This window comes from Bacillus sp. 7884-1, assembly GCF_002272245.1.
Lineage (GTDB): Bacteria > Bacillota > Bacilli > Bacillales > Cytobacillaceae > Neobacillus.
In genome coordinates this window covers 1-13,923 of record NZ_NPDD01000286.1, presented here as the reverse complement: position 1 = coordinate 13,923, position 13,923 = coordinate 1, and the positions used below count along the sequence as shown (strand labels likewise).

15 protein-coding genes and 1 pseudogene are annotated in these 13,923 nt (G+C 36.6%); 14 read left to right on the top strand and 2 right to left on the bottom strand.

The window, feature by feature from the left end:
* Positions 1-26 precede the first annotated feature (26 nt).
* Positions 27-1,037, bottom strand: coding sequence for a DUF3231 family protein (locus tag CHI06_RS28175; RefSeq protein WP_095251942.1), 1,011 nt, complete (start codon positions 1,035-1,037; stop codon positions 27-29).
* Between the two features lie 216 nt (positions 1,038-1,253).
* Between CHI06_RS28175 and CHI06_RS28170 the strand changes: the two genes are divergently transcribed.
* From CHI06_RS28170 to CHI06_RS28150, 5 genes are all read left to right on the top strand, one after another.
* Positions 1,254-3,341 (top strand): transglycosylase domain-containing protein, encoded by a 2,088-nt coding sequence (locus CHI06_RS28170; protein ID WP_095251944.1) that lies wholly within the window; start codon positions 1,254-1,256, stop codon positions 3,339-3,341.
* A 156-nt stretch (positions 3,342-3,497) separates the two neighbouring features.
* Positions 3,498-5,102, top strand: a complete 1,605-nt coding sequence (locus tag CHI06_RS28165) for a catalase (RefSeq protein ID WP_218833131.1) — start codon at positions 3,498-3,500, stop codon at positions 5,100-5,102.
* A gap of 129 nt (positions 5,103-5,231) precedes the next feature.
* Positions 5,232-5,600, top strand: a complete 369-nt coding sequence (locus CHI06_RS28160; RefSeq protein ID WP_095251943.1) for a VOC family protein — start codon at positions 5,232-5,234, stop codon at positions 5,598-5,600.
* 26 nt (positions 5,601-5,626) lie between these two features.
* Positions 5,627-6,655 (top strand): tetratricopeptide repeat protein, encoded by a 1,029-nt coding sequence (locus tag CHI06_RS28155; RefSeq protein ID WP_095251940.1) that lies wholly within the window; start codon positions 5,627-5,629, stop codon positions 6,653-6,655.
* A 101-nt stretch (positions 6,656-6,756) separates the two neighbouring features.
* On the top strand, positions 6,757-7,233 hold the full coding sequence (locus CHI06_RS28150; protein WP_179292818.1) for a CoxG family protein: 477 nt from the start codon (positions 6,757-6,759) through the stop codon (positions 7,231-7,233).
* A gap of 46 nt (positions 7,234-7,279) precedes the next feature.
* Here CHI06_RS28150 and CHI06_RS28145 read toward each other — a convergent pair whose 3' ends face one another.
* The gene (locus CHI06_RS28145) at positions 7,280-7,663 is read right to left on the bottom strand and encodes a hypothetical protein (protein ID WP_095251938.1); all 384 of its coding nucleotides are present in this window, start codon (positions 7,661-7,663) and stop codon (positions 7,280-7,282) included.
* 162 nt (positions 7,664-7,825) lie between these two features.
* Between CHI06_RS28145 and CHI06_RS28140 the strand changes: the two genes are divergently transcribed.
* From CHI06_RS28140 to CHI06_RS30880, 9 genes and pseudogenes are all read left to right on the top strand, one after another.
* Entirely contained in the window at positions 7,826-8,044 is a 219-nt protein-coding gene (locus tag CHI06_RS28140; RefSeq protein ID WP_095251937.1) for a hypothetical protein, read from the top strand.
* A gap of 24 nt (positions 8,045-8,068) precedes the next feature.
* Positions 8,069-8,410 carry a GNAT family N-acetyltransferase gene (locus CHI06_RS28135; protein ID WP_257009495.1) on the top strand — a complete coding sequence of 114 codons (342 nt, stop codon included), beginning with the start codon at positions 8,069-8,071 and terminating at the stop codon, positions 8,408-8,410.
* Between the two features lie 148 nt (positions 8,411-8,558).
* Positions 8,559-8,981, top strand: a complete 423-nt coding sequence (locus CHI06_RS28130; RefSeq protein ID WP_095251936.1) for a VOC family protein — start codon at positions 8,559-8,561, stop codon at positions 8,979-8,981.
* An 82-nt stretch (positions 8,982-9,063) separates the two neighbouring features.
* Positions 9,064-9,723, top strand: coding sequence for an AraC family transcriptional regulator (locus tag CHI06_RS28125; protein WP_095251935.1), 660 nt, complete (start codon positions 9,064-9,066; stop codon positions 9,721-9,723).
* A gap of 192 nt (positions 9,724-9,915) precedes the next feature.
* Positions 9,916-10,431, top strand: a complete 516-nt coding sequence (locus CHI06_RS31030; protein ID WP_095251934.1) for a CBO0543 family protein — start codon at positions 9,916-9,918, stop codon at positions 10,429-10,431.
* 186 nt (positions 10,432-10,617) lie between these two features.
* A pseudogene (locus tag CHI06_RS28115) lies at positions 10,618-11,544 on the top strand (DUF3231 family protein).
* 49 nt (positions 11,545-11,593) lie between these two features.
* Complete coding sequence (locus tag CHI06_RS28110; protein ID WP_095251933.1) at positions 11,594-12,631, top strand: DUF3231 family protein; 1,038 nt, start codon at positions 11,594-11,596, stop codon at positions 12,629-12,631.
* Between the two features lie 135 nt (positions 12,632-12,766).
* Positions 12,767-13,594: a GNAT family N-acetyltransferase gene (locus tag CHI06_RS28105; protein WP_095251932.1), complete on the top strand. Its 828-nt coding sequence runs from the start codon at positions 12,767-12,769 to the stop codon at positions 13,592-13,594.
* 136 nt (positions 13,595-13,730) lie between these two features.
* Entirely contained in the window at positions 13,731-13,862 is a 132-nt protein-coding gene (locus tag CHI06_RS30880) for a hypothetical protein (protein WP_257009494.1), read from the top strand.
* The last annotated feature ends 61 nt before the right edge of the window (positions 13,863-13,923 follow it).

Sequence of the window (13,923 nt, the reverse complement as noted above, 5' to 3'; positions counted from 1 at the left end):
TTTAGTTCGGCTTTTTCACTAATGATTTATGTATTTGAAGATCCTAATTCTCCACGGTCCGTCGCCATAGGAGGCTGCTCTAACCATTTATTATGAATCATGATATTGGAGCCATCCTCTGAATACAATTGAACCTCCAAAGATAATCTGTTATACATGACACCCAAATCCATCCGAGGACTTTGAGCTACACCAGTACCGTAATAACCGATACTTAAAGCGATTAACCCAGTTGTAAAGAACATCATCAGTTTATCGGAAAACGTGTAGGCTGTACTTGATGATACTTCCGCAGAAAGAGAAGCCGGAACAGGAAGGTTGCATTCCTCTAATTTTGCGCCAAATACCTTTACATGTTTCTTTCCAATATCGATTCCTCTAAGAAAAAATTTGGTAACTTCCTTGTCTTTTGCAACCTGACTAAATCCAATCAAGATAGCCACACCTAAAATATTTCTTATTGTGTTAGCGTATAGATTGCTTACTTCAGCGACAATTAATGGTCTCTTTTCACCAATAACATCAAAAAGAAAAGCTTGTTTATTGACAAATTCGACTTTTTCACTAGGTATAGCAGGTGACCTTACAAAAAGACCTTTTGCCAATAATAAATCCTTTGATATTTTGTATAGCTGCATGGTTTCAGACAGGCATTCCATGTAATAATTGGTAATGTCTGCTCTTACTGATGAAGCGACACTTGCCGAATAATTGGTTAGACCAATCTTCGCCATTTGATGGATAAATTGAAGTACGTAGCTGTCTGTAAACAATTTTGGAGCAGATAATTCCACATCCTCTTCTACTTTAAAACCATGGGGAACAGCATAATCCTCTTTTTCAAAAAATACTGTTAATTTTTTTATATGTGTCTCTGATAATCGTAAAGCAAATTCAATAACAGATGATATTTCTGGGTCTTCTGCCTTTTCTAAAAAGAATTTAAGGACACAAATACTTCCACTGTCATTCATATATTGCGCCCATAGCTGAGCTAATTCGGCGGACGTGATCTTCACTTTCTTACCATTTTCCATACAGTACCTCCAAAAATTGAATCCCTATTTCAATCATTTCCATAGTTAATGATTATATGTATCTATGGTGTGTCTTTTTGAATATTGAGCGTTTCGAACTATTAAATGTAAGGCTTATTTCTCATTAATTTTAATGGATTTCGTTTTAAAATGAAGCAGTATGTAAAATGATAATGGAGTTAGTAGAGTTAAAGGTGGTAAAAAGACGTGGGACGAATGGAACGAAGACAGCAAAGAAAAGCGTCTAAATGGGATTGGAGACAGTTTCTTACAAATGGAATGGTGAAGAAATTAATAGTGGCAGGAATTGTTGCTGCCTTATGTGGTCTCCTTATTGCAAATATCTTTATTTGGACTAGTGATGTGAGTAAATTAGATAAACCAGCGCCTCAGCCAACGATTATCTATGATCAAAATGGGAAAATTGCCAGTAAGATTTCCAATTCAAGTATTGAAGGCGTAGGATTCAAACAAATTCCAAACGAAGTCATACACGCTGTGATAGCAACGGAGGACCAACGTTTTTATAAGCATAATGGTATCAATTACTTTGCGATCATGAAGGCTTTCTTCAAAAATATGTTGAGTGGTGACATTGTTGCAGGCGGGAGTACCGTAACGCAGCAGCTTGCAAAAAACGCATTCCTTACACATGAACGGACATATACACGTAAGGTCAAAGAGTTGATCATTACGAAAAAGATTGAACGTACGTACTCAAAAGACGAAATTATGGAGAGATATTTAAATCAGATCTATTTTGGAGAGGGTGCATGGGGAATTCAGCGTGCTGCTAAGTCTTACTTTGGAAAAGAAGCTAGTGAATTAACTTTAAGTGAGTCGGCGATGCTTGCTGGATTAATTAAGGCTCCTTCTATTCTTTCACCATTTAAGAATATGGAAAAGTCAGTTGAAAGACGAGATCTTGTCTTATCCTTGATGGAAAAGGAAGGATATATTACACAAGCAGATGTTGAAAAAGCCAAAGAACAGCCAGTAGTGTTAAATGAGGAAAAAGTGGAAGATGAATATGATGGAAAATACCCTTATTATGTGGACCATATTATTCAGGAAGCCATGACGAAGTATAAGCTTTCTAAAAATGAAATACTATCAGGCGGACTTCATATTTTTACAGAATTAAATCCCACTATTCAAAAGGGTACGGAAGAAGTATATCAGAATGATAACTATTTTCCTGCTAGTCAAAACGATCAACTGCTCCAAAGCGGAGCAATTTTCATTGATCCTAAAAGTGGAGGAATTCAAGGACTTGTCGGCGGGAGAGGTCAACATACATTTTTAGGATTTAATCGGGCGACCCAATTGGTGAGACAGCCGGGTTCAACCATGAAACCATTGGCTGTTTATACTCCTGCAATAGAAAAAGGCTACGAGGTTTTTGATTTATTACAAGACAGACCGCTAGATATTGGAGGTTACCAGCCAAAGAATTTTGATAAGCAATATCGAGGCGAGGTAACAATGTATGATGCAGTTGTGAATTCGTACAATGTTCCCCCTGTTTGGTTATTAAATCAAATTGGTTTACAGCAGGGAACGAATGCAGTGGAGGAATTCGGTATTCCTTTACAGGAAAAAGATCATGCACTGGGGATTGCGCTTGGAGGTATGCACGAAGGGACCTCTCCGCTAGCAATGGCACAAGCCTATACAGCTTTTGCAAATAATGGAAAGATGGTAGAGGCACATTCTATCCGTAAAATTGAAGATAGTGATGGAAAGGTCATGGCAAAATGGAAAAGCAAATCAACTGAAGTGATCAAACCAGAAGTTGCACAAAAAATCACCTACATGCTATGGGGTGTTGTTAAAGAGGGTACTGGGAAAAAGGCATTCATGGAGGGCCTTGATATCGCGGGAAAAACAGGGTCGACCCAGCTGCCGTTTGCGAATGACTCCGGAACAAAGGATCATTGGTTTGTTGGTTATACACCCGACATTGTCGGAGCCGTGTGGTTAGGCTACGATCAAACGGACGAGAATCATTACCTAGCACCATCAAGCAGTGGAACCACTCCAGTTATTTTTAAAGAAATATTATCTAAATCAAAATCAGAGCTTTCTGATGAAAAATTTGCCGTATCAACCATTGAGAAAAAATATAAAAATGAAATCAAAAAGATAAAAGAAAAAGAGGAAAAGGCTAGGAAAGAAAAAGAAAAAGAAGATAAAGAGAAAAATAAAGGAAAGGGCAAGGAAAAGAATAAGGAGAAAAAGGATAAGGGTAAAGAAAGAGATGGAGAAGAGGAAGACGAAGATGAAGAAGATGAGGATGACTAATATCATCCAATGAATGAATGAATGAATGAATGAATGAGGACTGGTCTTAAGAAGAGACCAGTCCTTTTTGTAATTAGAAACAATTTATGGTCGAGTTTAGGGATATTGAAATACATATAAAAAACTAAACTGGAAATAAATAAATAGTATTATTTTGTGCAATGGAGGGATAAAGTGGAAGAATTAAATGGTCGGGGTACTGGCGAAGGCGCAGATACATTAACAAATCGGCAAGGTCATCCTGTTACAGATAATCAAAATATCAGAACGGTTGGCAACCGTGGTCCATCGACGCTTGAGAATTATGATTTTATTGAAAAAATATCTCATTTTGACCGAGAAAGAGTGCCAGAACGGGTGGTTCATGCACGAGGAGCCGGTGCGCATGGATATTTTGAAGCCTATGGAAAAGCGGGGGATGAGCCCGTTTCAAAATACACAAGAGCAAAGCTGTTCCAGGAAGCAGGAAAACGCACCCAGGTCTTTGTTCGTTTTTCAACAGTAGCCGGAGCGATGGAATCACCGGAAACAGAACGTGACCCAAGAGGCTTCGCTGTGAAGTTTTATACAGAGGATGGGAACTGGGATCTTGTCGGGAATAATCTAAAAATATTCTTTATTCGCGATGCAATGAAATTTCCTGATATGATTCATGCCTTTAAGCCCGACCCAGTTTCAAATTTAAGTAACCCTGAAAGAATGTTTGATTTTCTCTCGCGTACACCAGAAGCCACCCATATGGTTACATTTTTATTTTCCCCATGGGGAATTCCAGCGAATTATCGCCAAATGCAGGGATCAGGAGTAAATACATATAAATGGGTAAACAAGGATGGAGAAGCTGTTTTAATCAAGTACCATTGGGAACCGTTGAAACAAGGGATTAAGAATCTTACCCAAAAAGAAGCATCGCAAATACAAGCTAAAAGTGTCAGCCATGCTACTCAAGATTTATATGAGGCGATTGAGCGTGGTGATTATCCAGAATGGGAGCTTTGTGTTCAAATTATGAGCGACGATTACCATCCTGAGTTGGATTTCGATCCATTAGATGATACTAAATTGTGGCCAACAGACAAGTTTCCTTTTTTAAAGGTAGGAAAAATGGTTTTAAATAAAAATCCGGAAAATTATTTTAATGAAGTAGAGCAAGCAGCGTTTGGTACAGGTGTATTGGTAGATGGCTTGGATTTTTCTGATGATAAAATGCTGCAAGGAAGAACTTTTTCGTATTCCGATACGCAGCGACACCGCGTTGGCACAAACTATTTACAACTTCCTATTAATGCTCCTAAGAAGCGGGTTGCGACTAATCAGCGTGGCGGTCAAATGTCTTATCATGTAGATTCGGGTCAAAATCCACACGTGAATTATGAGCCTTCTGTTATCGGAGGTTTAAAGGAAGCCGAACAAATAGGAAAAGTCCATGAACCGCATTATAATGACAAATTGGTACGTGAGAAAATTGACCGCAGTAATGATTTTGGACAAGCGGGCGATACCTATAGGAACCTTGAGGTTCGGGAGAGAGACGAGCTCATAAGCAATCTTGTCAACGCACTCAAAGTATGTAGACCAGAAATACAAGATAAAATGATTGAGTATTTTACGAGTGCCGACGAGGATTATGGTAAGCGGGTCAGAGACGGTGTTGAGAAAGCAATGGAAATGAGGCAGGAAACAACACATACAAGCACAGCTGACGCAGATGATGCGACCGATAAGGCACAACAAATGGGACATGAAGCAGATCCATATTAATTAGTAATGACCGGACTTTTTATAAGTTTGGTCATTCTATTATTAAATGGTTGTATGTAAATGGTAGAAGGAATTTATCAAGATGTGGCGAAAATTGTATATAATAAACTTTTTTTGAAAGGAAGTTTTATTATGTATCGTTTTAAAGCCATTGATCATATCCAATTAGCTGCTCCAAAAGGCTGTGAAGATAGTGCAAGAAAGTTTTTTATAGATATTTTAGGATTTGAGGAAATCGTAAAACCAGAGGAACTAAAAAAACGTGGCGGTGTCTGGTTTCAAAATGGAAAAACGCAGATACATATTGGTGTAGAGGAACCTTTTGCGCCAGCTAAAAAAGCACATCCTGCTTTTGAAGTAGAAAATATTGAAGCTTTGAAAAAACATTTATTGGTTAACGGAATAGAAGTGATTGAAGATGATAACCTTCCGGGGGCAAATCGATTTTATATAGCTGACCCCTTTGGTAACCGTATTGAAATCCTTGAGTGGATCTAATCTTTCATTGAGGGGGAGGGACGAAAATGAGTTTAGGAGATAAAACCATTGAAGAATTAGAAGAGATAGAAGAAGAATTGAATGAGCAGGAAGAGGAGCATGGCTTTTCTAATTATTCTATGAAAATTGAATTGTACAAGGAAATGTACCGAAAACTCTCCCAGCTTGTCCGGCAACACAATGAGGATGTTCAAAGTTCGCTTGATTATGTAAAAAGGAAATTGATTTACTGTCTCATTCATTATGGAACCTATTTAAAAACGGAATTCCAAAAGGATGACTATTTGGCAAGAAGCTGCCTGGAGGAGGCGTTAAAATATGATAAAAGAAATCCGTTGGCCTCCTATCGACTAGGTTTCTTGTCTTATAAGTTTAATGATTATATAAAGTCAATACAGTATTTTCAACAGGCTTTAGACCATGATCAATACCATAAACAGCATCTCTATCAACTTAATGAGCAGCAGCAGTTCAATGCCCATTTGTATTTAACCAATTGTGCATTGCAAATTGCAAAAGAAACGTATGAAAAAATGAATCAATTGCCGTTTGCAAAAATACAAGAAATCCCGAAGCAGGAGTTAGCTCCACTTATTAGCGGACTATTGGAAAATGAGAAATATTTGCTGCGGAATGCGTTTTATAAGATTAGTAGAGATGTGACAGACACTTGCTCAAAAGCGGAGTGTGAAAAGTTAATTTCATCTCCCCCCCCTGAAACATTGCTTTTATATTTTAGTGACCGTACGATTATTGCACTCTTTAATGGAGAGGAAGTTTCCCTTACACAGGATCAAGGATACATGCTCAGTTATTTCCTAATTAAAAGTTCAGAAGAGCATCCTGCAACCAGGCATCACTTCTCTGTTGTCGATACGATACGGCCAAACACTTATATACAATCTGTGAATAGATTGAGAAACCCAATGAGTAATCGAGGATTTCCTTCGTTGATACAACGAACAAGATTCCAAGAGGAAGCCGCTTACTATTATGATGAATCGTATCCATTTTATATCATGTATCGGGTGGACGAAGAAGTTGAATATCGTTAAAAATGCGGAAAAACAGGGCTGTCCTTTCGAATAATTATTTGTGAAATGAATATTAGTTAAAATAGGTATTTTTTCTTGAAGACCTAGGAAAGATGGAGGGGATGCTCCTGAAAATTGAGTACCAACATATTTTTGGTTTGCCTAGGAAAATTGTCTGGAAGTACATTAAGGATGAAAAAGTACTTGGAAGTGCAATTCCCAGCTGCCGGTCATTTGTGCAAACCTCAACGGGATTATATCAGGCTGAAATGGAGATTATCTTAGGGCCGCTCAAGGATGTTTTTGCTATCGAGGTCAAGCTCGAAAAAGAAAAAATTCCTTCTTATTTTCATTTGACTTTGAAAGGAAAAGGAAATTTAGGTGAGGTCAACAGCGAAGCCGAATTATTCTTGAGTGACCACCATGGGAGCACACAGCTCAGCATCCAGGCGGAAGCAAATGTCACGGGCACTCTTTCAGGGGCAGCAGAACGTGTCCTAAATGGCGGAGCAAACAAGGGTATTGAGAAATTTTTTCAAAGCTTAGAAAAAGAAATGAAGAAAAACCTTTATCTTTTAAGAAAAGGACGAAAGGTTTAACACGAAAGAGCAACGTCATAAGCGTTGCTCTTTGTAATTACGAATATTAATCATGCTCGGGATAATTGGCTAATTCTTTTATCCCTACAATCCAATCCTTGAAACTAGCATATTTATTGGGGTCGAATCCAAAGTGTTCTTTAATTAAACGAATAGAATTTTGTTCATTTTCATGAACGATTCCATCTGAATAGACAATGCGGAGGATTTCAATTAGTACAATATGTTTGGAACGTTCTTCTTTAAAAACCTTAAGAATATCATCTATCGCTAAGCCTTTGATTTTATAATCCTCAAGATCCATTTCCTTTTGATACTTCACGATAACTGGATTTTCAAATACCGAAAATTTCCCATCAATGGTTGCCATTAAATAGGCTAACTCTAGAAACGCTTCTTTCTCCTCTTGTTGAAGCTTTGTCAAAAACATTATTTGTAGCTCCTTTATCAATAATAAATGTAATTATGTTATTAGTCATCTTACCAAGTTTAAATGCCATTTGTCTATTCTTTAAATGGTGGAAAAAGGAAAATTCCAGTTTTAAAGCGAATAGGATATAGAGTTTGTAAAAAATGAGGAAGGAATTCAGTTATGATTAAAACAGTTTTTGTAGGTTTAACATCTTTTTTTCTAATTAGTTTTTTGCTCCTTTCCATTGGCTATAAGTTTCAGATTGAATGGTTAATGTTTCGGTATTATGATGAAACTTCAACAGGTTTCTCGACTGGTGGTTCTGTCATTCCTTTTATCATCGCGATTATTGTCACTTTTTTTATTGGTGAATCTTATCAAAAGAGACAAAACGGTTAAACAATTTAAAGGGGTTAAATGCTTTTGCTTAGAACAAAGAGATGCCTACTAATTGGACTAAAACCTAAAGATTTTGACGATATAAAAAAACTGTATTGTAATGAAGAAGTACGTAAATATCTCGGTGGTACCAGGAAGGAAGAGGATATCCAGGCTGGTTTTTCAAAAATGCTACAGTCTTCTAGTGATTCAATCTACTTAACAGTTAAGGAAAAACAGAGTCATAAATTTGTTGGATTGGTTTCTCTCGACCTTCACCATGATAAGGAAAACATTGAATTATCATATCAGTTCATGCCTGAATGGTGGGGTACGGGATATGCATATGAAGCTCTAATGGAGTTACTAGATTATGCATTTTTTTAACTTAACCTCACAAAAGTAGTAGCGGAAACACAGGGTGCAAACGTAGCTTCTTGTAAACTATTAAAGAAATTAGATATGGAAGTGTGCGAAACAGTTAGTCGGTTTGGAGCAGAGCAAGTGATTTATACTATTGAAAGGAGAAAATGGAATGGAAGATAAATTACTTCGGATTGGAACGACCTATTTACCAGTAAGTAATGTAGACATTTCATCAAAATGGTATGTAAACAAATTAGGAGCCATTTTAAATTATAAAGATGAAGACAAGGCCATACTGAATTTTGCTAATCAAAGTATATTTCTAGTAAAGGCCAAGGAAAATCAGAGCGCTAACTTTATTAATACATATGGTGATGAATGTTTTTCAATTACATTTGAAGTGGATGGACTAAACTCCCTTGAAGCAATTCATTGTGAGTTCAAGGAAAAAGAGATTAAAGTTGGTGTAATTGAGGACCGTGGACATAGCGGAAGAAACTTTGTTTTCTATGATCTCGATGGTAATAAATTTGATGTGTGGAGTGAACTTAGTCCAATATATAAAGAGAAATTCTTTCATAATGGGAGATAAAAGAAAATGATAATATTATGTTTCTATGGACGACGTTCCCAAGTAATGATTAAGAGTAATAAAAAGGGCAGGAATGTTGACGATGATGAATGAATCAACATTACATATTTTAAATGGGCAAGCGATGCACGATTTTTTTAAAAGGACGAATTTCCTCCAGGGTGAAATGATGATTCCTTTTAACGAAGCAATGTGTTTTGGGGACACATCTGATGAGCTTTTTACACGTAAATTTGTCGAAAAACGTGCAAAGGTTCATCACGTTAGTCCAGAACAATATACCGAAATTACTATAAATCCATTACAGCCGCTCTTTAGCAAAGGTTTTACCCACATAGAACTATGGTTTGACGAGGATATGTTCTGTCAAATCAATATCCTCACGATTCTTGCTTGGCTCGACAAAAACGGTCACAGTAAACCCATAGACCTTCATATTGTTGGAGATAAATTTGAACCTATTGAAAATTACAAACTAATGGCAACCGGTTATTATGATGTTTTTATACAAGTAATGATGCATAAAACGCTGCCTGAATGGATCTATCCAGCCCCGATAAAGAAGGGCGTTGAGTTATATTTAACTTATCTTCATGAGGATAGTAATCTAAAGTTGTATATAAAAAAACACCAAAATATGTCGGAAAAGGAACTTGTGTATGCCCTCTTAGAAAATTTTAAAGGGTATGGATTGGGTGATGTACAATACCTAGAAATTATTAGAGAGCAACGTTCTAAATGAAATATTAAAATGGTTGTATGGGTATTTGGGTGTATAAAAATCGAGCGTCTTTGTAAAACAAGCAAAGACGATTTTTCTTTGTCCAAAGGCTGCCTTATTCTTGACTGTCAAAATTATGGAATATCTAATTTATTTCCAGTTAATAATATATATACCGAAATAATTTGTTGTTGAAAAAACGGAGCTGATGAGATGCACTTATTGTTGAATGGCCTGTTTCTCATTGCCGGTGTGAAATGGGGGGACTGGAGGAACTGGAGTAAATATCATTCCACTATATTATTCTTTTGGTTTGGTGATTTGCTTTATAATTTATTATGTAAGAATTATTTGATGTGGGAGTACAAGGAGACCATATTTGGTCAAAGTCTCCTGCCCAATCATTTAGCTGTTTCATTATTAATCATGTTTGTTGCTTACCCCGCCACAGTAATCATTTATCTGGGAAATATCCCTAAGGATACAAATAGAATAGTCTTGTGGCTCTTCTTCTGGGTGACTTTATACTCGTTGGTAGAATACATAAATTTACGGTACCTAAACTTAGTTTCTCATCATCATAGCTGGTCGATGGGATGGTCCGTATTATTCAATTTAATCATTTTTTCAATGTTGCTCTTACATTATAGACATCCAATCGCGGCGATGCTTATTTCTATTCCAATCATTTTATTCTTTGTTATGTATTTTAAAGTTCCCCTTTATTAATATGCAACCAGAATATATTTTGTAAGGATGTAAAAACTAAAGGAAAATTAAGGTTAAGGGAATTTAACATGGATTTAATGATACCGATTAACATAAGCTCTGATAAATTAAGCCCAGCCCAGCCCAGCCCAGCCCTTTACTGCTATCGAATTGGGAAAGCTTTGGGCTACATACTTAGGGAATAGTATGTCCAACAGGATTTTGAGCTATTTTCTGAAAAATGTAGAAGAGGAACATGTCAAAATATTACTGGAAAATGGATACAATCTAACAGTAGATTTTATGAAAACCATTGAAAAGTTTTTCACTAAGGATAAGGTCGTAATTCCCATAGGATTTAATGAGGAGGACGTTAATCTCGGCGCTCCTAGGTTATTTGAGGACCAATTTTACGTTCATTATCTGAAATATGTTGCCAAGGCTGGACTTAGTTTATATTCGATTGCCATTCCTTTAACGTTGAGAGAAGATATACGTGAATTTTTCATCCATTGTAATGCCACTACCACTATTCTATTAGGACAGATTAACAATGTATTACTCGAAAAAGGATATATTATTAAGGCTCCTACTATACCTGTGCCGACTAAAGTTGATTTTATCCAAAAGGAAAACTATTTAAATGGATTTTTCGGCGATGTTCGGGAATTACATGCGTTAGAAATTACACATTTGTACGATAATATTGAAAATAATATCACGAGCAAAGCACTTTTGATTGGTTTCAGTCAGGTTGCAAAAAAGGAAAAAGTAAGAAATTACTTTGTAAAAGGAAAAGAAATTACAGATAAGGAAGTTCAGCGTTTTCAGGATAAAATGCATAAAGGGAATTTACCATTTCCTTCTCAGATTGATCATTTAGTTACGGATTCTACGTATTCGCCTTTTTCAGTGTTAATGATATTCCATAAAGTAGATATGTTTTGAATGAAGATTCGTTCGTTTGCAAACTCAATGGCGGTCAATGGGAGAAGAGATATCGGCTTAATGTATATGAAATCACTTACGGAGGTTTCGTTATATGTAGAAGACGGGGCAAATATCATGATTGAACACGGTTGGATGGAACAACCACCTAAAGCCATTGATCGTGAGAATTTGTCTTCAAAATAGCTATGTGTTTTTCTCTTGATAGATTTTTATTTCGTAATGGAAGAGTGATATGGAACAAACTCGAATTTCTTTGACAGCTCCAGAAGTTTCTAGTTTATGGACACAATATATTTTTGATTCCATGTCCATTTGTTTTATAAAGTACGCACTTGAACACTTAGAAGACGAGAATATTATTGAAATATATAAAGATTCTCTGGAGCTTTCAGAAAGACATGTACAAAAAGTGAAGGAGTTTTTCGGGGGTGAAGGAATTCCCATCCCACATGGCTTTACAAACGAGGATGTAAATATCCATGCTCCACGCCTATTTCAAGATCCATTCTATTTGTACTATATTTACATAATGACACTACAAGGACTGACTGGTTACTCCATATCGGTCGGAACCTCCATTCGAGCAGATCTTCGTAAATACTATATTTCTTGTAATACTGAAACCATGATTCTCTTTGAGAAAACGATTGATACGATGCTGACGAAAGGTCTTTATTCGCGGCCGCCTGTCCTTAATCCGCCGGAAGCTATTGATTTTGTTAAACATCAAAGTTTTTTAACGGGCTGGTTTGGTGAGAAGCGTCCCTTAACGGGGATTGAAATAGGGGATATTACCTTTAATATGAACAAAATGCATATGCATGTCGCTTTAAAGGTCGGGTTTAGCCAAGTGGCGGCTTCTAATAAAGTCCGCCAATATATTAATAGGGGTAAGGAGATATCGAATAAACATATCGCAGCATTTGGAAAAATCTTTCGTGAAGAAATGTTGAATTCACCGATGTCCTGGCAATCTCATGTAACAAGCTCCACCACTTCGCCCTTTTCAGATAAATGGATGGTTTATCAGGTTCAGCTATCTTCCCAAATTGCTATTGCCTTTTATGGAACGGCCTTGAGTGTTACTTCTAGAGCAGACATTGCCGAAAAATATATTGTCATGATAAGCGAACTTGTCAGATTTGCAGAAGATGGTGCTAATCTAATGATAGAAAATTGGTGGATGGAAGAGCCCCCAAAAGCAAGTGACCGAAGAGCATTATCCAAAGGAAAAAAGGAAGGCATTGAAAGTAAAAATCAAGATAAATAAAAAGAAATATCTCAGGGGATAGATATCTAATCTATCCTTTTATAATTATTGTATAATTTTTAAAAAGGTAAATTAAGCTTGAAGGTCGAATAGTAGATATGGAAAGTTACAATCAATCCACAGAGGTGTTTGTGAATGTTAACGAAAGAAAAATTATATGAGATAAAAGCACTTCAGGAGATTTGTGAGAAAGAAGGCAGACTTCAGTTGAAGCTTAATTTTGACATGCTGGAAAGCAGATCTGGAAACCGAAAGGAAGACTTTTTCTATTATGAAGATGGCAAACTTGTTGGATTTCTTGGCAGTTATTATTTTGGTAATAAGGTAGAAATTTGCGGGATGGTGCACCCGAATTACCGAAGAAGAGGGATATTTTCAAAACTGTTAGAAGATGCACTAGAAGAGGCGGAAAAACGTGAAGCTAGAACGATTTTGTTAAATGCGCCAACTGAATCCGAATCTGCGAAGCAGTTCTTAAAGAGAATCCCTTGCTCTTTGTCGATGGTAGAGTATCAAATGAAGTGGCAAAAAACAGAGTTATCTGAAGATCCTTCAGTTACAGTAAGACCGTCTTATTCGGATGAGGATTTGGAAGCGGAAATACAACTCGATGTCCAGTGCTTTGGGTTAAATGAAAAGGAAGCGCGCCAGTATAAGCAAGAAACGAAAGACCTTGATTCGGATTTAAGATTAATAATTGAAGCAGTGGGGAGAATTGCTGGAAAAATACGTCTTTCCGAAATGAATGGCGAGGCTTGGATATATGGATTTTCCATTTTTCCAGAGCTCCAAGGGAAAGGGATCGGCAGAAAAGCACTATCAAAAGTGGTGAAGATGGAGGACGAAAAAGGCCTGTCAATATTTCTAGAGGTAGAGGCTAAAAATGCGCATGCGTTAAAACTCTATGAATCTTGCGGATTTATAAGCTATCATTCCCAAGATTACTATGAGGTAAATTTATAAACATTGGGGTTCATAGCCCCTCTGTAAATTTAGCCTATTCTATGATAAAAAAATAATATTTCCAGTAAATAATAGCAGACAAATGTAAACGTTTACATTATAATAATAGTAAGAACTAGGAGAGGGGAAACAAAACATGGAACTTTTATTAAAACAGTGTGAACATAACCAGTCGGAAGAACCTTGTGAAGAGTGTGCCCCAAATAAAGAAAGTGATGATAATAGGGATATTTATGAGTATGATTATAATAAAAGGATATGGTTTTAGGACATTAATGCTTAATAATTGTTCTTGAAATTAAACGGGGCTGTCGATATGACAGCTTTTC

Bases quoted from the DNA above. Each gene is read 5' to 3' on its own strand.
- CHI06_RS28150 (WP_179292818.1), top strand. From the start codon at position 6,757: ATGCTCCTGAAAATTGAGTACCAACATATTTTTGGTTTGCCTAGGAAA.
- CHI06_RS28140 (WP_095251937.1), top strand. From the start codon at position 7,826: ATGATTAAAACAGTTTTTGTAGGTTTAACATCTTTTTTTCTAATTAGT.
- CHI06_RS28105 (WP_095251932.1), top strand. From the start codon at position 12,767: ATGTTAACGAAAGAAAAATTATATGAGATAAAAGCACTTCAGGAGATT.
- CHI06_RS28175 (WP_095251942.1), bottom strand. From the start codon at position 1,037: ATGGAAAATGGTAAGAAAGTGAAGATCACGTCCGCCGAATTAGCTCAG.
- CHI06_RS30880 (WP_257009494.1), top strand. From the start codon at position 13,731: ATGGAACTTTTATTAAAACAGTGTGAACATAACCAGTCGGAAGAACCT.
- CHI06_RS28130 (WP_095251936.1), top strand. From the start codon at position 8,559: ATGGAAGATAAATTACTTCGGATTGGAACGACCTATTTACCAGTAAGT.
- CHI06_RS31030 (WP_095251934.1), top strand. From the start codon at position 9,916: ATGCACTTATTGTTGAATGGCCTGTTTCTCATTGCCGGTGTGAAATGG.
- CHI06_RS28145 (WP_095251938.1), bottom strand. From the start codon at position 7,663: ATGTTTTTGACAAAGCTTCAACAAGAGGAGAAAGAAGCGTTTCTAGAG.
- CHI06_RS28110 (WP_095251933.1), top strand. From the start codon at position 11,594: ATGGAACAAACTCGAATTTCTTTGACAGCTCCAGAAGTTTCTAGTTTA.
- CHI06_RS28170 (WP_095251944.1), top strand. From the start codon at position 1,254: ATGGAACGAAGACAGCAAAGAAAAGCGTCTAAATGGGATTGGAGACAG.
- CHI06_RS28125 (WP_095251935.1), top strand. From the start codon at position 9,064: ATGATGAATGAATCAACATTACATATTTTAAATGGGCAAGCGATGCAC.
- CHI06_RS28155 (WP_095251940.1), top strand. From the start codon at position 5,627: ATGAGTTTAGGAGATAAAACCATTGAAGAATTAGAAGAGATAGAAGAA.